The 18,353-nt window shown below is 71.4% G+C and carries 16 protein-coding genes and 2 pseudogenes; 5 read left to right on the forward strand and 13 right to left on the reverse strand.

Going from position 1 to position 18,353, the window contains the following annotated elements; translation table 11 throughout:
• Positions 1-52: 52 nt before the first annotated feature.
• The 5 genes from ACRAWC_RS11745 to hemE are packed head-to-tail and all read right to left on the reverse strand — an operon-like array spanning position 53 to position 3,871.
• Complete coding sequence (locus tag ACRAWC_RS11745; RefSeq protein WP_431347882.1) at positions 53-268, reverse strand: DUF3618 domain-containing protein; 216 nt, start codon at positions 266-268, stop codon at positions 53-55.
• Positions 258-668, reverse strand: a complete 411-nt coding sequence (locus ACRAWC_RS11750; protein ID WP_431347883.1) for a phage holin family protein — start codon at positions 666-668, stop codon at positions 258-260. The genes ACRAWC_RS11745 and ACRAWC_RS11750 overlap by 11 nt, the downstream gene beginning before the upstream one ends.
• Positions 669-719: 51 nt before the next feature.
• On the reverse strand, positions 720-1,028 hold the full coding sequence (locus ACRAWC_RS11755; protein ID WP_431347884.1) for a hypothetical protein: 309 nt from the start codon (positions 1,026-1,028) through the stop codon (positions 720-722).
• Positions 1,029-1,055: 27 nt separating this feature from the next.
• Entirely contained in the window at positions 1,056-2,714 is a 1,659-nt protein-coding gene (locus ACRAWC_RS11760) for a protoporphyrinogen/coproporphyrinogen oxidase (protein ID WP_431347885.1), read from the reverse strand.
• A complete protein-coding gene (gene hemE / locus ACRAWC_RS11765) occupies positions 2,711-3,871 on the reverse strand; it encodes a uroporphyrinogen decarboxylase (protein ID WP_431347886.1) in 1,161 nt (386 codons plus the stop codon). The genes ACRAWC_RS11760 and hemE overlap by 4 nt, the downstream gene beginning before the upstream one ends.
• A gap of 113 nt (positions 3,872-3,984) precedes the next feature.
• Here hemE and ACRAWC_RS11770 point away from each other — a divergent pair.
• The 5 genes and pseudogenes from ACRAWC_RS11770 (at position 3,985) to ACRAWC_RS11790 (ending at position 10,281) form a co-directional block, all read left to right on the forward strand.
• Positions 3,985-5,285: pseudogene (locus ACRAWC_RS11770) on the forward strand (glutamyl-tRNA reductase).
• Between the two features lie 34 nt (positions 5,286-5,319).
• Positions 5,320-5,943 (forward strand): GNAT family N-acetyltransferase, encoded by a 624-nt coding sequence (locus tag ACRAWC_RS11775; RefSeq protein ID WP_431347887.1) that lies wholly within the window; start codon positions 5,320-5,322, stop codon positions 5,941-5,943.
• A gap of 63 nt (positions 5,944-6,006) precedes the next feature.
• Entirely contained in the window at positions 6,007-7,395 is a 1,389-nt protein-coding gene (locus ACRAWC_RS11780) for a glycine--tRNA ligase (protein ID WP_431347888.1), read from the forward strand.
• A gap of 97 nt (positions 7,396-7,492) precedes the next feature.
• Positions 7,493-10,051 carry a bifunctional lysylphosphatidylglycerol flippase/synthetase MprF gene (locus ACRAWC_RS11785; RefSeq protein WP_431347889.1) on the forward strand — a complete coding sequence of 853 codons (2,559 nt, stop codon included), beginning with the start codon at positions 7,493-7,495 and terminating at the stop codon, positions 10,049-10,051.
• Between the two features lie 80 nt (positions 10,052-10,131).
• Entirely contained in the window at positions 10,132-10,281 is a 150-nt protein-coding gene (locus tag ACRAWC_RS11790; protein ID WP_431347890.1) for a hypothetical protein, read from the forward strand.
• Positions 10,282-10,287: 6 nt separating this feature from the next.
• Here ACRAWC_RS11790 and ACRAWC_RS11795 read toward each other — a convergent pair whose 3' ends face one another.
• The 8 genes and pseudogenes from ACRAWC_RS11795 to ACRAWC_RS11830 all read right to left on the reverse strand — a co-directional run bounded on the left by ACRAWC_RS11795 (position 10,288) and on the right by ACRAWC_RS11830 (position 18,332).
• Positions 10,288-11,202, reverse strand: a complete 915-nt coding sequence (locus ACRAWC_RS11795; protein WP_431347891.1) for a serine hydrolase — start codon at positions 11,200-11,202, stop codon at positions 10,288-10,290.
• 157 nt (positions 11,203-11,359) lie between these two features.
• Positions 11,360-13,314: pseudogene (locus ACRAWC_RS11800) on the reverse strand (M13 family metallopeptidase).
• A gap of 33 nt (positions 13,315-13,347) precedes the next feature.
• The gene (locus tag ACRAWC_RS11805) at positions 13,348-13,596 is read right to left on the reverse strand and encodes a hypothetical protein (protein ID WP_431347892.1); all 249 of its coding nucleotides are present in this window, start codon (positions 13,594-13,596) and stop codon (positions 13,348-13,350) included.
• A complete protein-coding gene (locus tag ACRAWC_RS11810) occupies positions 13,593-13,802 on the reverse strand; it encodes a hypothetical protein (RefSeq protein WP_431347893.1) in 210 nt (69 codons plus the stop codon). Before ACRAWC_RS11810 ends, ACRAWC_RS11805 begins: the two co-directional genes overlap by 4 nt.
• Positions 13,803-14,137: 335 nt before the next feature.
• Complete coding sequence (locus ACRAWC_RS11815) at positions 14,138-14,611, reverse strand: GbsR/MarR family transcriptional regulator (RefSeq protein WP_431347894.1); 474 nt, start codon at positions 14,609-14,611, stop codon at positions 14,138-14,140.
• 8 nt (positions 14,612-14,619) lie between these two features.
• Positions 14,620-16,317, reverse strand: coding sequence for an ABC transporter permease (locus tag ACRAWC_RS11820; RefSeq protein WP_431347895.1), 1,698 nt, complete (start codon positions 16,315-16,317; stop codon positions 14,620-14,622).
• Positions 16,314-17,258, reverse strand: a complete 945-nt coding sequence (locus ACRAWC_RS11825) for an ABC transporter ATP-binding protein (RefSeq protein ID WP_431347896.1) — start codon at positions 17,256-17,258, stop codon at positions 16,314-16,316. The genes ACRAWC_RS11820 and ACRAWC_RS11825 overlap by 4 nt, the downstream gene beginning before the upstream one ends.
• Positions 17,259-17,339: 81 nt before the next feature.
• Positions 17,340-18,332, reverse strand: a complete 993-nt coding sequence (locus ACRAWC_RS11830) for a hypothetical protein (RefSeq protein WP_431347897.1) — start codon at positions 18,330-18,332, stop codon at positions 17,340-17,342.
• Between the last annotated feature and the right edge of the window lie 21 nt (positions 18,333-18,353).

Below are 18,353 nucleotides of genomic sequence, written 5' to 3' on the forward strand. Positions count from 1 at the left end.
AAAGCTGAGAAGGCAAAAACCGGGCGCGCCGCCGCGGCCCGAGTGCGCGGCGTCAGCGACGGGAAGCGGCGACGATCCCCCAGACCGCGCCTCCCACGACGACGGCCACCCCGACCGCCAGGCCGACGAGCACCATCGGGTTCTCGGCGCGGAGGCTCCGGAACCGCTCGGACGCCCGCGCGGGCACGTTGACCTTGTACTGGATGGCGTCAATGGTCGCAGCCAGGTCGGCGCGGGCCTTCTCGACACCGTTGCGGTCAGTTGTCATATCTGCCCAACCCCTTCACGGCATCGATGTCGGTCTTGACGCTGGCGATGGTCTCCTTGGGCGCCGCACCGTCCACCCGCTTGAGCGAGCCGACGCCGACCAGCACGAGGATCGCCGCGATGACGAGGAGGACGCCGAAGACGATGAGCGCGGCAGCCCAGCCGGGCAGCACGAGCGCGAGCCCGAGGATCGCCGCCGCGACGAGCACGCCGAGCGCGAAGAAGAGGAAGGCCGCGGCCACGACGAAGAGCCCTATGCCGATCCCGGCATACTTCGCCTTCTCGGCGTACTCGGCCCGCAGGTTGACCAGCTCGGCTTTCACGAGCTGGATCAGCAGCCGCGGGAGCGACGCGATCAGCTCGCCCAGCGACTGGGACCTGGCGCGTACCCGATCGGTCATCCGGTTCGCCCGCCCTTCCGTGACACCCGCACCATCTCCATCCATTCGCGATCAGCGCGCGCCGGGAGCGCTCGCTTCTGGATCATCCCGCGTGACGGGGACGACGGCCACCCCCGGTTTGGCGGAATCCGCTCGGGACTCCTTGCGACGGTCGTTCGCCCGGACGACGGCCTTCTTGACGGTGATGTAAAGGGCCTCGGGCGCCTCGCCGATCTTCTCCGCGACGAAGTCCTCGACGGCGTTCACCTGCTTTTGCACCCCCGGCGACTCCCAGACCTTGAGTGCGGCCGACCTCATCTGCTCATAACGCTTGCGACCGGCGCGCGTGCCGAGCACGTAGCCCATCGCCGCGCCCGTCACGAAGAGAATCTTGCCCCGCATACCGTCCTACCCCTCCAGGTCGTCGGTCAGTGCCTTCCAGCGTAGACCCCTGGCCCGTTCCGCCACCCGGCGCGCATCCGGGATGACGGACGCGAGACCGGTGCCGGTCAACCAGGAGCCGGTCACCTCGAGCCCTTCGACGTTCTCAGCTCCGTCGCGGACGCGCTGGATGCGCTCCCGCTGCCCCACTGTCGCATAGGGAAGGGCATTCGTCCAGGGGGTCCGGGCGAACGCGGAGACAGCGGATTCCGTGAGCGGAATATTCAGCAGCGCTGCGGCGTCGGCGACGGCGCGCGCACGGAGCTCGGCGTCGGACAGCGCCGGCGTCTCGGACGCTCGGCCGGCGCGGCCGTACGAGAGCCGCAGGACGTGGCGGCCGGGGCCGGCGGCCTCCGCGACCCACGCCCACTTGGCGCTGGAGTGCGTCATCGCCTTGGCGGAGACGCCGGAATCCGGCCCGTCGGCGACGAGGACGCCGGTGCCGCGCGGCGCGGCGCCGAGCCGGTCGTCGGTGAGGACGAGGGTGACCAGCTCGACGCTGGACGCGGCAGGCCAGTCGAGAGCGGCGAGCTCGCCGAGGGCGGCGTCCATGTCGGGCAGGAGCGCCAGCGCCGCGTCGGCGGGTGCAGTGAGCACGACCGCGTCGGCGTCCAGCGCGGAGCCGTCGGCGAGAGTCACCGTCCAGCGGGCGGGACGCACGGCGGCGGGTTCCGCGGCAGTCTCAGCCGGCTCCGCGGGAGGCTGCCCCGCGAGCGCCAGGCCGTCGAGCGCGGCCTCGTCGACGGCATCGGCCATCGCGGCCTCCACCGCGACGGCGGCGACGTCCTCCGGGTCGGGTGCGGTCCACGGCCTCACGGACACGACCGTCGCGTCGGTGCGGATGGTCCCGCCTCGTGCCCCGATGTCCGCGGCGAGCGCCGCCGGAAGACGCCACATCCCCCCGCGGAGGCCTCCCACGGCGCTCCCCGCCTTGGCCGCCGACCGCAGCTCGCCCACGGCGCCGGAGAGCGAGCCGAGCCGCGTGAGCGCTGCGTTGAGCCCCGGGGCCACCACCTCCACGTCGAGGTCGTCGGGGTCGGCCGAGTACACGCCGGTCACGACCGGGGACACCAGCTCGCTGAGCACCTTCGACCCCATCCGCTTGCGCACCAAGGTGCCGAGCCTGCGCTCCTGGCCGATCTTCAGCACGGGGAGGACCCGGTCCAGATAGGCGCGCACCGCGCCGCCCCAGCCGATCGCGGCGACGACGTCGGTCGCCAGCGGGGAGCTCGGGATGCCGAGCAGTCCGGCCTTCGGCAGCGGGACGGTGCGCGTGCCGTTGCGGACCCACGCGCCCGCCGGGTTCGGCTCGACGACGTCGTCCGCGAGGCCCAGATCGGCCAGCAGGGCGGCGACGTGGCCGCCGCGGGTGGCGAAGCTCTCGGCGCCGGCGTCGACCGTGATGCCTCCGAGCTCCAGCGGTGCGACCGAGCCGCCGACGCGGTCGGAGGCCTCCAGCACCGTGACCTCGAAGCCCGGGCGGGCGCACTCGCGTGCCACGACGAGTCCGGAGACGCCGCCGCCGATCACGGCGATGCGCGTCGGCGCGGCCTCCACCGCGTGCCGGATGCTCTCCGTCACCGCGTCGTGATCTCGGACAGCGGCGTCGAGGGGCTCGGAGGTCATGCCCGCCACCCGTGGACGAGCTCGACCACCCGGGTCAGCACCGTCGGATCGGTCTCCGGAGGGACGCCGTGGCCCAGGTTGAGCACGTGCGCCGGCGCCTCCCGGCCGCGCTCCAGGACGTCCACGACGTGCGCGGACAGCACCTCCCAGGGCGCGTCGAGCATGGCCGGGTCGACATTGCCCTGCACCGGAACGACGTGCCCGAGCCGGCGGGCGGCCTCGTCCAGCGGCGTGCGGTAGTCGACGCCGACCGCGTCGGCGCCCACTTCGTGCATGGCCTTGAGCAGTTCGCCGGTGCCGACGCCGAAGTGCACGATCGGCACGTTGCGGACCAGCGGCTCGCCGTTCGCGGGTGCGTCCCCGACGGCGTCGACGCCGGCCACAGGGGGCTGCTGCACCTCGTAGGTGAGGTCGCGGATGTGCGAGAGCGCCCGCGCCGACGCGGGGGCGACGTGCTCGACGTAGTCGTGCAGCGACAGCGACCCGGCCCAGGAGTCGAAGAGCTGGGCAGCGCTCGCGCCGGCCAGGAGCTGCGCCCGGAGGAAGGCGCCGGTCACGTCGGCGCTCCACGCCATCAGGCGGGCCCAGGTCTCCGGGTCGGCGTGCATCAGCGTGCGGGCGCGGATGTGGTCCTTGGACGGGCCGCCCTCCACGAGATAGGCGGCGAGGGTGAAGGGGGCGCCGGCGAAGCCGATCAGCGGAGTGTCGCCGAGCTCGGCCGTCGTCAGCCGGACCGCTTCGGCGATCGGCGCGAACGTGTCGGCTCCGAGCGAGGCGGGGTCGACCTCCTCGAGCCGCGCGACGTCGGAGGCGGTGCGCACCGGGCTCTCGAACACCGGCCCCTTGCCGGGCTGGATCTCCACGGCCACGCCGGCGAGCTTCAGCGGCACGACGATGTCGCTGAAGAAGATGCCCGCGTCCACGCCGTGCCGTCGCACCGGCTGGAGCGTGATCTCGCTCGCCATCGCGGGGTCGAGGCAGGCGTCGAGCATGCGCGTGCCGACGCGCAGCTCCCGGTACTCGGGCAGCGAGCGCCCGGCCTGGCGCATGAACCAGACGGGGACGGTCTCCTGGCGCTCACCCTGGTAGGAGCGGATCAGGCGGCTGTCCGCGGTTCGGCCTTCGGAGAGCGGGTGGGTCGGGTCGAGGGAGGTCACCCGATGATTCTGCCAGGGCCGAATCTGCCAATCCCCCGGGAATCCTGTCGAACAGGCTCAGGGCGGGGTATCTCGATTCGAGTCTCGACCACGCCGAGCGTATCCTTTCACCCGTGCTTCTCTGCTTCTCGTCGAGCCACCGCACTGCGGCGTTCGACCTCCTCGAACGGCTCGAGCGCCATGCGCCGGCCGTCACCGCGGCACTCGCGGAGCAGCACGGGATCGTCGCCGGCTCGGTGGTGCTCGCCACCTGCAACCGCTTCGAGGCGTACCTCGACGTGGAGGCCCAGCCGTTCGCCGCGGACGCGACCACGGAGCACGTGATCGAGACCGTCGCCGCCGCAAGCGGCATCGACGCCGAGACCCTCCGCTCCTCCAGCGCCGTCTACAGCGACGACGCCGTCGCCGAGCACCTCTTCTCCGTCTCCAGCGGCCTCGAGTCCGTCGTGGTCGGGGAGGGCGAGATCGCCGGCCAGGTGCGCCGTGCCCTCCAGGCGGCACGAACGTCCGGCACCGTGACCGGGAACCTCGAGCGCGTCTTCCAGATCGCGTCGCGCACCTCCCGCGGTGTCAAGAACCAGACCGGCATCATGACCGCCGGCCGCTCGATGGTCCGCCTCGCGCTCGAACTGGCGGAGAGCCGGATCAGCGACTGGGCGGCCGTGCGCGTGCTGCTCGTCGGCACCGGCAAGTACGCCGGCGCCAGCCTGGCCGCGCTGCGCGAGCGCGGCGTGGTCGACGTGCAGGTGTTCTCGCCGACCGGTCGCGCGGCGAAGTTCGCCCTGTCGCACGAGGTCATCCCGGTCGAATCCGACGACCTCCTGGAGGCCCTCGGCGCCGCGGACCTCGTCGTCACCTGCTCGGCCGTCACCGACCACGTGATCACCCGCGCGCTGGTCGCGGACGCGATCGCGGCGCCGGACGCCGCCGAGCGCCGCCTCGTGATCGATCTCGGGCTCCCCGGAACGTCGACCCCGCCGTCGCCGAGCTGCGCGGCGTCGAGCTGCTCGACCTGGAGACCATCAGCATCCACGCGCCGGTCGAGGAGCTGAACGCCGCAGCCGACGCCCGGCAGCTCGTCGGCGCCGCCGCCGCCGAGTTCGCGGCGCAGAGCACCGAGCAGGCCGTCACGCCTGCGCTGGTCGCCCTCCGCACCCACGTCTTCGGCATCCTGGACGCGGAGATCGCCCGTGCGCGCGCCCGCGGCGACTCGTCCGAGCAGACCGAGCAGGCACTCCGGCACCTGGCCGGTGTGCTGCTGCACACTCCGTCGGTGCGGGCCCGCGAACTCGCCAGGAACGGTGATGCGCAGGCGTTCGTGGACGCGGCATCCGCGCTGTTCGGCGTGGAAGTCGAGGATGCGCTCCGACCGCAAGCGCTCCGCGCCGTCGACGACGAGACCGCCGCCTCCTGACGTCCGTCCAGGAGCACCCACCAGAGGAGGACACGTGAGCGACGAGGCCACGATCACCGCCACCGAGCCGCACGCCGCCACCGGCCTGCCGTACGCCGCGGAGGAGCTGCGCACCGAACGGCTGCTGCTCCGCCCGCTGAACAGCGGCGACCTGGAGAACGGGCACGAGTTCGAGCGCCTGAAGGACGTCGCCCGGTACCTCTACTGGGAGGTGCACGACCACGACGAGTCGGCCGAGCACCTGCGCAAGCGCATCGCGATGAACCGCCTCGCGCACGACGGCGACGGCATCGTGTACGCGGTCGAGCTCCCGGACCCGGAGGGCGGCCACAGCCGGGTGATCGGCCACGTGAGCCTGTTCCTCAAAAAGGCGGAGTGGGCGAAGTTCGAGATGGGCTGGGTGTTCCACCCGGCAGTCCACGGCCGCGGCTACGCGACCGAGGCGACGACGCGGCTGCTGGAGCTGTGCTTCGAGTCCCTCGGCGGCCACCGCGTCTTCGCGCAGCTCGACGCCCGCAACGAGGCGTCGGCACGCCTGTGCGGCATCATCGGGATGACGCAGGAGGCGCTGCTGCGCGGGAGCGAGATCTACAAGGGCGAGTGGTCGGACACCGCGGTGTTCGCGATCCTGGAGGACGACTTCCGCGCGGGCCGGTGAGGTCGGCGCATCCTCAGTAGGATGGACGGGTCCCCCACCACCCGGCACCTTTAGGGAGCACCCATGGCCGCACCGTCGAGACTGGATTCCGTCATCACGCTGGCGCAGCACCGCGGATTCGTCTTCCCCTCCGGCGAGATCTACGGCGGCACCCGGTCCGCGTGGGACTACGGCCCCCTCGGCGTGGAGCTCAAGGAGAACATCAAGCGCGAGTGGTGGAACGCCTTCGTGCGCGGCCGCGGCGACATGGTCGGCCTCGACTCGGCGATCATCCTGCCGACCGCCGTGTGGGAGGCCTCCGGTCACGTGCAGGTCTTCAGCGACCCGCTGACCGAGTCGCTCATCACCCACAAGCGGTACCGCGCCGACCACCTCTTCGAGGCGTACGAAGCCGAGCACGGCCACCCGCCGGCGAACGGCCTCGACGACATCGCCGACCCCGACCACCCGGACAAGGTGGGCCAGTGGACGCCGATCCGGCAGTTCTCCGGCCTCATGAAGACCTTCCTCGGCGTCGTGGACGACGAGTCCGGCCTCCACTACATGCGCCCGGAGACCGCGCAGGGAATCTTCACCGACTTCGCGCATGTGCTGCAGGCCGCCCGCAAGAAGCCGCCGTTCGGCATCGGCCAGATCGGCAAGGCGTTCCGCAACGAGATCACGCCGGGCAACTTCATCTTCCGCACCCGCGAGTTCGAGCAGATGGAGATCGAGTACTTCGTCGAGCCCGGCACCGACGAGGAGTGGTTCCAGACCTGGATCGACCTCTGCTGGGACTGGTTCGTCGACCTCGGCATCGACCCGACCCACATCCGCCGTTTCGAGCACCCGGAAGGCGCACTGGCGCACTACTCGAAGCGCACCATCGACATCGAGTACAAGTTCGACTTCGTGGGCAGCGAGTGGGGCGAGCTGATGGGCGTCGCCAACCGCACCGACTACGACCTGCGGACCCACATCGAGCACTCCGGCAAAGACCTCAGCTACTTCGACCAGAACAAGAACGAGCGCTACGTGCCGTTCGTGATCGAGCCGTCCTTCGGACTCACCCGCGCGCTGATGGCGTTCCTGGTCGACGCGTACGACGAGGAGGAGGTGCCGAACGCCAAGGGCGGCACCGACAAGCGCACGGTGCTGCACCTCGACCCGCGGCTCGCGCCGGTGAAGGTCGCCGTCCTCCCGCTGTCCCGCAACGAGGCGCTGTCGCCGCTCGCCCGGGGCCTCGCCGACAAGCTCCGCAAGCGCCGCAACGTCGACTTCGACGACTCGGGTGCGATCGGCCGGCGCTACCGGCGCCAGGACGAGATCGGCACGCCGCTCGCCGTCACGGTCGACTTCGACTCGCTGGAGGACGACGCCGTGACCGTGCGCGACCGCGACACGATGAAGCAGGAGCGCATCCCGCTGGAGGGTCTCGACCGTTACCTCGCGGAGCGGCTGCGCGAGATCTGACCCTGCGCGGGAGCGGGTTTCCGCCCCCGCGAAGCAGGTGCCGCCTCCGGGAACGGGCGGCGACCGCTAAGGTGGGGGCCACCGCGACGGAGACACGATGAGCACGGCTCCCACGAACACCGCACCAGCGCCGCCGGCGGATCCGCCCCCGGGGCGGCCCCCGGCGTGGGCGATGCTGCGCGCCTACCTGCAGATCGCGCCCGCGAGCGTGACGCTCGCCGTGGTCGTGCTGGCCACCTCCATCACCACCGGAACGCTGTGGAGCGCCGCGAGCGTCGGCGGCGGCTCGCTGGTCTGGGCGGCGGGCGTTCCGACGACCATCCGGGCCGGGTACTGGTGGACGCCGGTCACGGCGCTCTTCGTGCCGGAGGACCCGATCCAGTTCGCGATCTCGTTCCTGCTGGCGCTGACGCTGCTCGCCGCGGCCGAACGGCTGCTCGGCACCGTACGTCTCATCATCGCGTTCCTGGTCACCGGGGTGCTGGGCATCACGCTCGGCGTGCTCGGCCAGTGGGCGGCGGCGAACGGGGGCGAGATCCTCGCGCACGCCACCGAGTTCGACTTCACCCTGGACCCGACCATCGGGATCGTGGGGGCGCTGGTCACGGCGAGCGCCTTCGCCACGACCCTCTGGCGGCGGCGGATCCGGCTGCTCACCTTCGCCACCGTCGTCATGTTCGTGCTCTACAACGGCGACCAGAACAACGTCTACCGTCTGTTCGCGGCGCTGCTCGGCCTCGCGCTCGGGGTCGTCCTGCGGCGTGGACGCCTGCACAGGATGCGGCGCAGCTCGCACGCCGAGACCCGCAACCTCGTCGCCGCGATCGTCGCGATCACCGCGATCGGCCCGCTCGCCGCGCTCCTGCCGCCGGGCGGCCTCGGCCCGCTCTCGTTCGTCTCGGCGCTGTTCCAGCATCGGGAGGTCGCCGCGGCGACAGTGCTGGCGGCGTGCAAGGCCGCCGACACGACCAACTGCCGTGACGAACTCGCCGCCGTCGCCGTGCAGGGCGTCGGCCCGCTGCTGCTCAGTCTGCTGCCGCTCGTGCTGCTCATCGTGACGGCCATCGGCCTCCGCCGCGGCCGGCACTTCGCGTGGCTGCTCGGGATCGTGGTGAACGCGGCGATGATCCTTCTCCCCTTCACGGCGCTGCCCGGTGGCGAGATCACCATCAACGTGGACAGTATCGACGCTCTCGCGCCCGCGATCGAGGTGCTGCTCTGGCTGGCGGCGACGCTGCTGGTGCCGCTGGCGTCGATCGCACTGCTGGTGGCGACACGGCGGCAGTTCCAGATCCGCGCTCCGCGGGACGCTGTCGTGCGCTTCACGATCCTGGCGGTCGTCGCCTTCGCCCTGCTGGCGGTCCTGTACCTCATCTCGGGCCTCGGGACGCTGTCGTCGTTCGTGCCCGAGGCCTCCATCGGCGACGTGTTCGTGTCCATGCTCCGCCGGTTCGTGCCGTCGGGCTTCGAGTCCGTGCTGGGCCCGGTGATCGTGCCCACATCGTCGTTCACGCTCCTGCTCTACCAGGGGGTGGGGCCGGTGTTCTGGACGATCTTCGTCATCGGCACGATGCGGCTGTACCGGGCGACCTCCACCGGCCGGACGGTCGGCGACGAGCTGCACTACCGCGAGCTCCTGCGCGCGGGCGGCGGCGGAACGCTGGGCTTCATGGGGACCTGGCCGGACAACGTGTACTGGTTCTCGGAGGACGGCGAGGCCGCCGTCGCCTACCGGGTGATCAACGGGGTGGCTGTCACCCTGTCCGACCCGGTGTGCCGGCCGGCGCGGGCCGAGCAGACCATCATCGACTTCATCGGGTTCTGCGACGCGAACAGCTGGACGCCCGCGTTCTACAGCATCCACGGCGCGTTCCTCCCGGTGTTCGAGTCGCTCGGCTGGCAGAGCGTGTCGGTCGGCGAGGAGACGCTGATGCACCCGCAGACCTTCGACATGCAGGGCAAGCCCTGGCAGAAGGTACGCCAGGCGCACAACCGCGGGGTGAAGGAGCGCATCTCGACGCTGTGGACGACGTGGGCCGAGCTGGCGCCGATCCAGCAGAACCAGATCGTCGCCCTCAGCGAGCAGTGGGTGTCCGAGAAGGAGCTGCCCGAGATGGGCTTCACCCTCGGCGGGATGGCGGAGCTGAAGGACCCTGAGGTGCGGCTCTACCTCGCCTACAACCCGCAGGGCGACCTCCAGGCGGTCACGAGCTGGCTGCCGAGCTGGCGGGACGGCCGGGTCGTCGGCTACACGATCGACTTCATGCGCCGGGCCGACAAGAGCATCCCGGGGATCATGGAGTTCGTCATCGCGTCGGCGGCGCAGCGGATGCGCGGTGAGGGCGTGGAGGTGCTGAGCCTGTCCGGTGCACCGCTGGCGACGAAGCCGGTGGGAGCGTCCGCTGAATCCGAAGACGAGGGGCCGGCGGTGATGGATCGACTGCTCGCGTTCCTGGCCAGGACGCTGGAGCCGGCCTACGGGTTCGCATCGCTGTTCGCATTCAAGAGCAAGTTCAATCCGACGTACGAGACGCTGTGGCTGGCGTACCCCGACGCGGTGTCGCTGCCGGCGATCGGCAACGCGATCGGGCGGGCGTACCTCCCGGACGCGAACGCGCGGGAGTATCTGGCGCTGGCGCGGACGTTGCTGGGGTGAGCGTGCCGCTGAGGCGAGGGCTCTGCTGACGGCAGACTCCGGTCCTGCAGCCACGGTCCGCTCCGGCGTACGGTTGCGCCATGACGGTCGACTGGGCCGTGCGGGAGGTACGCGCTGCCGAGCGTCGCGGCGAGGACTGGGAGCAGGCGTTCCCGACGCTGGCACAGCGTGCGCAGGCGGACCGGTGGTTCGACTACGAGGCGGAGGATGCGTTCATCGCGGCGCGGTGACCCGTCTCAGAACACGTACTCCAGCAGATCCAGCCCCACCGTCCGCATCCCGTCGATGACCGCCAGCCGCGCCGGCAGCGCCGTGTCGTCGAAGTACGTCGACACCGCGTAGGTCACCCCCGCGCGCGGCCCGCGCAGCACGCCGACCTCGCTGCGGACTCCCGCGTCGGTGCCCGTCTTGTTGACCAGCAGGATGCCGTGCTCGGGGTGGCGGTGGGAGTGCGGGTCGAGGCCGAACGCGCTCGACACCAGGGAGAAGTCGCTGTTCAGGGACAGCCAGGAGATGACCTGGCGGCTGGTCGCCGCGTCCACGACCTCCCCGCGGGCCAGCGCCGAGAACAGCCAGGTGAGCTCGTTGGCGCTGCCGACCGAGAGCTGCGGGGCGTCGTCCGGGCCGCGGTGGTCGCGGACCAGGTCGAGGAGGGCGGTGCGCGTGAGGCCGAGGGACTCCGTGCGGGCGCTCACGGCCTCCAGGCCGACACGGCGCAGGAGGACGTTGGTCGCGAGGTTGTCGCTCGTCGCACCCACGAGCGCGGCCAGGTCCGCGACCGGCAGGGCGGGGACCTGGAGGTGCTGCCAGATTCCGGACTCACCCGCGATGTCCTGCGGCGCGCGGTCGAGCTGGGCGAGCGGGCTGAGCTGGTGCGACTGGAGGCGCGCGGCGACCTCCACCAGCAGCAGCACTTTGCCGATGCTCGCCGTCGGCATCACCACGTGGTCGTCGACCGAGAAGAGCACCTCGCCCGTGGACAGGTCCGTCGCGCGCGCCGAGACCTGCACGCCCTGCACGGCCAGCCGGCCGAGCGCTTCGAAGCCGCGGCTGAAGACTTCGGGGGCGGCGGGCACGGACCCGCGGTGCCGGCCACGGCGTGCACTCGCGTGCCGGCGGCGGTGGTCGGTCTCCGGGGTCTGGATCGTCACGGTCGCGGTGCGTCTTTCTTCCGAGTCGGGGGCATCGGGCAATGCCGCGGTCCCCCGAACCGCGTCGCGGCGAGGGCGGAACCCTCGGCGCGATAGGGACGATGTTACCCCGCCCGGAGGGTGGTGGGGCGATCCCTCTCGCGCGGTCGCCGGCGCTTCACCAGATGGTCACGCGCTCCTCCGGCTCGAGCCACAGCGCGTCGCCGTCGGTGACCCCGAAGGTGTCGTAGAAGGCGTCGATGTTGCGGACGATCTGGTTGCAGCGGAACTCGTTCGGCGAGTGCGGGTCGATCGCCAGCAGGCGGATGACCTCCTCGTCGCGGCCCTTCTGCTGCCAGGCCTGCGCCCACGACAGGAAGAAGCGCTCAGCGCCGCTGAGGCCGTCGACGACCGGCGGCTCCTCGCCGCCGAGCGAGAGGAGGTAGGCCTTCCAGGCGATGCCCAGACCGCCGAGGTCGCCGATGTTCTCGCCGATGGTGAGGGCACCGTTGACGTGGTGGTCGGGCACCTGCGCCGGCGCGAGGGCGTCGTACTGGGCGATGAGGCTGCCGGTGCGCTTCTCGAACGCGGCACGGTCGGCAGCGGTCCACCAGTCGTCGAGCTTGCCGTCGCCGTCGAACTTGGAGCCCTGGTCGTCGAAGCCGTGGCCGATCTCATGGCCGATCACCGCGCCGATCGCGCCGTAGTTGGCGGCGGCGTCGCGGCCCTCGTCGAAGAACGGGTACTGCAGGATCGCCGCGGGGAAGACGATCTCGTTGAAGCCGGGGTTGTAGTAAGCGTTGATCGTCTGCGGGGTCATGAACCACTCGTCACGGTCGATCGGCTTGCCGATCTTGTTCAGCTCGCGGTTGAACTCGAACAGCGCGGCGGCGCGCACGTTGCCGACGAGGTCCGTCGGGTCGATCACAAGCGCGGAGTAGTCGCGCCACTTGACCGGGTAGCCGATCTTGGGCGTGAACTTGCCGAGCTTGTCCAGCGCGCGCTCGCGGGTATCCTCGCCCATCCACTCGAGCGTCTGGATGCTCTGCCGGTACGCCTCGATCAGGTTGGCGACCAGCGCGTCCATCGCCTGCTTGGCCGAGGGCGGGAAGTGCCGCTCCACGTAGATCTTCCCGACGGCCTCCCCCATCACGCCCTCCACCAGCGAGACGCCGCGCTTCCAGCGGGCGCGCATCTCCGGCGTGCCGGTGAGGGTACGGCCGTAGAAGTCGAAGTTCGCGTCGACGAAGTCGCCGGTCAGGTACGGGGCGGAGTCGTGGATGATCTGCCAGGCCAGCCAGTCCTTCCAGGACTGCAGCTTCTCCTCGACGAGGAGCCCGGCGACGCCGGAGGTGAACGACGGCTGGCGCAGGACGATCTCGGTGAGCGCCCCTGCGGGGCCCCGAGGCCGGCGGCCCAGTCGTCCAGGCCCGCCGAGCCGAACAGCGCCGTGGCGTCGGCCCACGAGAACAGGTTGTAGGTCTTCTCCGAGTCGCGGGAGGTCACGTTGTCCCAGTGCTGGGCGGCGATCTCCACCTCGAGGTCGTAGACGCGCTGCGCGCGCTCGGGGGCGTCCTGGAAGCCGGCCAGCTCGAACATCCGCTGCACGTGCGCGGCGAAGGCCTCCCGGATCGGCGCGAACCGCTCCTCCCGGAAGTAGGACTCGTCGGGCAGAGAGATGCCGGCCTGCTCGGCGAAGACGAGGTAACGGCTGGGGTCGCCCGGGTCGTTGTCGACGAAGAGCTGGTAGATGCCGCCGACGCCGTGCCGCTCCAGCTCGCCGAGGGTCTTCAGGAACTCCGGGATGGTGGCGACATCGTCGGCGATGGCGAGCTGCGCCTCGATCGGCCGGACGCCGAGCGCGTCGACGCGATCCTCGTCGAGGAAGCTCGTGTAGAGGTCGCCGAACGTGCGCTCCTCGGTCCCCTCCGGAGCCGACTGCGCGGCCTCCACGATCTCCCGGACGGCTGCCTCCGACTTCTCCGCGAGTTCCATGAAGGAGCCCCAGCGGGCCTTGTCGGACGGGATCTCGGTCCGGCTGATCCAGGCGCCGTTCACGTGCCGGAACAGGTCGTCCTGCGGGCGGATCGAGGGATCGAGTTCGTCGGTGGCGATGCCGGAGGAGAGCGTCATGCGCCCCAGCCTACGGCGCGGGCGCCCCGCCTGTCAGGTGCGCGCGCCGCCGGAGACGGACGGGCGGGAATGCTGCCGGGCCGGCGCCTGCACGGTCGTGGTGCGGCGGGGACGGAGGCAGGCGTACGAGTTCAGGAAGAGCGCGGCCAGGACCAGCTCGGCGAGGATCGAGACCGTCCCGGAGACGCTGCCGAAGCCGCCGAGGGAGAAGCCGATGTTCACCACGGCGAGGAGGGCGTAGCCGATCCCGAGGACCCCGGACAGGAGCGGCCGGTTCGTCATCCGCCACCAGGGGCGCGCCGCGCGCAGGGACTCCCCGGCCCGCGGAACATCCGGGAGACGATGTACCACCCGGCGACCTGCAGCATCGTCAGCACGATGGAGGCCGGCTCCGAGTGCAGCGCGTCGAAGAGCAGCGCGAGCGCGACGTTGACCGCGAGCAGCACCGCGACCACCAGCGCCTTCTGGGCCGGAGTGGTGAAACGCATGTCGATCCCCCTGGTGAGTCCGAGCTTTAGCATTTCAGATGTTCACAGCCGGCGAGCGAGGCACGCCGGTCGCCGAACGGATCCACGGTGCGGCAGCGGTCTCCCGAAGCCGCTCGGCCGTGACCCGCGCTCGCGCAGAGCCCCCTTTTCCGCCCTCGCAACGCCCGGGCCGGCCAGTGTGAGACCCATTCGGCAACCGGCCACGCCGCCTCCCCTAGCCAGGGCGGCGTGACGTCCGCAGGGACGCACGTCAGACACTAGTGTGATATTTATGCCTTCGCAAGTCGGGAGGTGGAGATCGTCCTCACGACTTCGGGCACGGAACGGGTGCCCCCTCACGCGTCCCGCGACGCCCGGATCTGCTCCCACTCGTTCAGCATGTCCGGCAGCCTGGCCTGCATGAACCGGTAGAAGCCGGCCATGTCGCGCAGGCGCTCGGTCGCCGGGTCGTCGGGGTCGTCGACGGCGGCGAGGCCCGCTTCCGCCTGGTCGGCGAGGACGCCGTAGATGGGGCTGTTGCGGACCATCAGGGCGTACCAGTCCGCCGGCATCTGGTAGAGGTCGCGGCGGCTGCCGTTCTGCGACAGGCGCCGCACGATCCCGAGGGTCTGGAGGTAGCGGACCGCTCCGGAGATCGCGGCCGGGCTCACGTCCAGCCGTTCGGCGAGCTGCGCGGCCGTGAGTCCTGCCGAGTCCGTGACCGTGAGCGCCATCAGCACGCGCGCGGGCATCTTCGGGAACCCCGCAGCGGTCAGCACCGCCGCGGAGTGCTCCATCATCTCCGTCAGAGCCCGTTCGTCCCTGGCCATACCCGTCCCTACCCGATCGCGAAGTCCCGGCGGCGGATCAGGGCCGCGGCGGCGGCGAGCGCGACGACCGCGATGCCGAACATCCAGTATCCACCGGTCCAATCGACCTTCCCGACGACGACGGGGGCGTCGGCGAACGGGGAGACGTGGCGCAGCCAGTCCGGGAGCTTGATCAGGGCGCCGAAGATGCCGATGAAGGCGCCGGCGCCGAGCGCGGCCCAACCGACCGGAGCGGTCCAGCCCGGCAGCAGCACGAAGACCAGCGTCAGTACGCCGAGGTAGACCAGCGCCACAGGGAACTGCGCGGCTGCGGCGGCGAACGCGTCGTTGAAAGTTGACGCTTTCTCCCCCGCCGCCGTCGCCGACAGGCCCGCGGCGAGCGCCGCCGCCAGCAGCACCAGCACGATCGCGATCAGTCCGACCAGCACGAAGTCGAGCAGCCAGCGCACCCGGGAGACCGGGGTCGCCATCATGACCTCGGCCGAGCCTCCGACCTCCTCCTGGCGCAGCCGGATGACCGCCTGCACCGCGCACGCCGCGGCCAGCACGCCGACGATCGACATGATCGCGGACAGGAACAGCGCCGTCATCGGGCCGGAGCCGCCGGCGCCCAGGTGCCCGACGGCGTCCCGGATGTTGCCCAGACTGGGGTCGTTCGCGATGGACGAGCTCACCACGCTGCCGAGCGCGCCCGCGAGAACACCGGTGAGGAGGCCGCCGATCGCCCAGCCGAGGATGGTCGGCCACTGCAGGCGCCAGGCCAGGCCGAGCGGGCCGTTCAGCGTCGGGAGGGCGTTCCGCCGGCCGGCGCGCTCCGGGACGATCCCGGAACCCGAGTCGCGCACGGCCTGGAGGCCGAACACCGCCGCGATCAGAACGGCGGCGAAGCCGAGCTGCAGGAGCAGCGGCGTCCAGTCGTTCCGCACATACGGCGAGAACTGCTCGCCCCAGCCGATCGGGCTGAGCCAGGTCGGCCAGCCGGAGACCATCGTCGTGCCGGCGCCCGTGACCGTCCCGATCGCGTCGCCGACGCCGCGCAGCACCCAGGCGAGCACGACGATGGCGGCGGCGTAGCCGTTCGCGCCGCGCGAGGTGCTCATCACCTGGGCGAGCAGGAGGCCGACGGCCAGGAAGGCGACACCGGCCCCGCCGACCGCTGCTCCCGCGACGAGCGAGCCGTACGCCGGGAGGCCGGCCGCCGTGAAGCCGACCCCGGTGGCCAACGCGAGCACGATGTTCGCGAGGACGCCGTGGACGACCGTCGCGACGGTCGGCGTGAGCCGAGCGGCAGGGGTGGAGCCGACGAGCTCGGCGCGGCCGGACTCCTCCTCCGCACGGGAGTGTCGCACGGCGAGGAACGTGTTCATCAGGCCGGCGAGCAACGCGAGGAACGTATAGATCTCGAAGAACGTGACCGCCGCCAGGCCGGTGCCCTGCGGGAGCCCGCGGAGGACGAGGACCGTCGGGTTCGCGATCGCGAGCCGGATCAGCTCCGTTCGGCCGGTCGCCGACCCGTACGTCGAGTCGATGCTCGCCGCGGAGAACAGGGCGAGGAACGCGATGCAGAGGATCCAGATGAGGAGCTGCCAGCGGTCGCGCCGCAGGCGCTGCCTGAGCAGGACGCCGAGGGTCGCCACGCGTCCGCGTTCGGGGACGGCGGTGTGCCCGGCGCGTGCGGCCGGGCGGTCGGTGGTCGTGGTGCTCATCGCCCCTTCGCCTCCGCCTCCAGCTCGGTGACGCCGGCGAGTTCGTCGCCGTAGTGGCGGAGGAAGAGCTCCTCCAGCGACGGCGGAGCGACGGTCAGGCTCTTCGCGTTCAGGTCGGCGAGCGCCGCGAGGACGGGCGCGAGGCCGTCGCTGTCGGCGGTGAACTTCACGCGACCGTTGTCGGTGCGCAGGTCGTGGGCGTCGGGGATGCGGGCGAGCTGCTCGTCCGTCATCCCGTCGGCCGCGAACGATATCTCGGTGCGGGTCAGGTGGCGGAGCTCATCCAGGGTCCCGGACTCGACGGTCTTGCCCTCGCGGATGATGCTGACCCGGTCGCAGAGCTGCTCCACCTCGGAGAGGATGTGGCTGGACAGCAGGACGGTCGCGCCGTCCCGGGCGATCCGGGCGATCTCGGCGTTGAAGGTGGCCTCCATCAGCGGGTCGAGCCCGCTGGTCGGCTCGTCGAGGATGTACAGGTCTGCCGGGGTCGCGAAGGCGGCGACGAGCGCGACCTTCTGCCGGTTGCCTTTGGAGTAGGCGCGCCCCTTCTTGGTCGGGTCGAGCTGGAACACGTCGATCAGACGCTTCTTGCGCTCGGCGTAGACCGCCTTGTCGGCGGTGCCTCCGCGGAGCCGGGCGAGGAGGTCGATGGCCTCGCCGCCCGACAGGTTCGGCCAGAGGCTGACGTCGCCGGGAACGTAGGCGATGCGGCGGTGCAGGGTGACGGCGTCCCGCCAGGGGTCGTCGCCGAAGACACGGGCGGTGCCGCCGTTGGAGCGCGCGAGGCCCAGGAGGACGCGGATGGTGGTCGACTTGCCTGCGCCGTTCGGCCCGAGGAATCCGTGGACCTCACCCTCGGTGACGGTGAGGTCGAGTCCGTCGAGTGCCCGGACCCGGCCGAATCGCTTCTCGAGGCCCGAGGCCTCAATCACTGTGGTCATGGGCGTGACTCTACGCTTAATTCAGTAATTTGTGAAAACTTTTACGGAATCCTTACGTCGACGGCGCCGGCGCGATGCGCATCAGGTCGGGATGCACTGCAGGTCGTCGATGCCGGCGTACTGATGCGTGGAGGCGGTGTCGGGGACCGTGTAGGTGTACGGGACGCCTGCCTTCAGGGGCACGGTTTCGGTGTGCTGATCGATCGAGTCGCCGTCGACGGTGTCCGCGAACCCGACGATCACCTCGGCGCCGGGACAGTCGCGCGGAGAGGTCAACAGGAAGGTCCAGCCCTGCTCGGGCTGGATCGTCACGCCGTCGATGACGTAGCTCTGGTCGGCCGCCGAGGGGTCGCCGCTCGACGGGGCGGTGGACGGCGCAGCGGCGGAACCGTGCCGGGAGGCGCTGTTCGCGAGACCGCTTCGGGCGCCGCCGGCGAGGGCGATGACCGCCACGAGCAGGACGACGAGGAGCACGGCGGTGCCGCCGAGGGCGATGCCGATGATGGCGCCGTTGGAGAGAGGTCTGCGAGGCCGGGCGGGGTAGGCGGAGGGGTGGGGATAACCGGGGTACGGCGGTTGCTGGGGGCCGCCGGGTCCCGGAACGCCGGCGGCCGGAACGCCGGCGGCCGGGAGGGAGGCCAGGTACGGGTAGACGGGCTGCGGCGGCGTCGCGCCGTACGGTGCGGCGGGCGGCTGGGGTGTCGGTGAAGCGGGCCGGTGGGGAGCTGCGCCGTACGGTGCGGCGGGCGGCTGGGGTGTCGGGTAAGCGGGCTGCTGGGGAGTCGCGCCGTACGGTGCGGCGGGCAGGCGGGGTGGATATCCCGGCTGCGGCGCCAGCCCGATCGGTGTCGTCCCGCTCTGCGGAGTCCCCCAGCCCTGCGGCGCACCGGTGCTCTGCGGCGGCTGCCAACGGACCCCGGCGAGCAGAGCGTCCCGCGCCCGCGCGAGCGCGTCGACCGCGGTGACATCGCTCTCCGGGACGGTCGCGACATGCGCAGCGTACGCCTCGGTGATCTGAGCCTCGGTCGCGTTCTCGGGGAGTCCGAGCAGGCCGGCCGCCTCGGCGGGCGTCACCGGCGCACCGCGGTGACGCCG

This window comes from Leifsonia sp. L25, assembly GCF_050632895.1.

What these genes read in the sequence shown, in the direction of transcription:
- ACRAWC_RS11760 (WP_431347885.1), bottom strand. Translation starts at nt 2,714, where the DNA reads ATGACCTCCGAGCCCCTCGACGCCGCTGTCCGAGATCACGACGCGGTG.
- ACRAWC_RS11785 (WP_431347889.1), top strand. Translation starts at nt 7,493, where the DNA reads ATGAGCACGGCTCCCACGAACACCGCACCAGCGCCGCCGGCGGATCCG.
- ACRAWC_RS11780 (WP_431347888.1), top strand. Translation starts at nt 6,007, where the DNA reads ATGGCCGCACCGTCGAGACTGGATTCCGTCATCACGCTGGCGCAGCAC.
- ACRAWC_RS11810 (WP_431347893.1), bottom strand. Translation starts at nt 13,802, where the DNA reads ATGCGTTTCACCACTCCGGCCCAGAAGGCGCTGGTGGTCGCGGTGCTG.
- ACRAWC_RS11820 (WP_431347895.1), bottom strand. Translation starts at nt 16,317, where the DNA reads ATGAGCACCACGACCACCGACCGCCCGGCCGCACGCGCCGGGCACACC.
- ACRAWC_RS11790 (WP_431347890.1), top strand. Translation starts at nt 10,132, where the DNA reads ATGACGGTCGACTGGGCCGTGCGGGAGGTACGCGCTGCCGAGCGTCGC.
- ACRAWC_RS11815 (WP_431347894.1), bottom strand. Translation starts at nt 14,611, where the DNA reads ATGGCCAGGGACGAACGGGCTCTGACGGAGATGATGGAGCACTCCGCG.
- ACRAWC_RS11745 (WP_431347882.1), bottom strand. Translation starts at nt 268, where the DNA reads ATGACAACTGACCGCAACGGTGTCGAGAAGGCCCGCGCCGACCTGGCT.
- ACRAWC_RS11750 (WP_431347883.1), bottom strand. Translation starts at nt 668, where the DNA reads ATGACCGATCGGGTACGCGCCAGGTCCCAGTCGCTGGGCGAGCTGATC.
- ACRAWC_RS11825 (WP_431347896.1), bottom strand. Translation starts at nt 17,258, where the DNA reads ATGACCACAGTGATTGAGGCCTCGGGCCTCGAGAAGCGATTCGGCCGG.
- ACRAWC_RS11805 (WP_431347892.1), bottom strand. Translation starts at nt 13,596, where the DNA reads ATGACGAACCGGCCGCTCCTGTCCGGGGTCCTCGGGATCGGCTACGCC.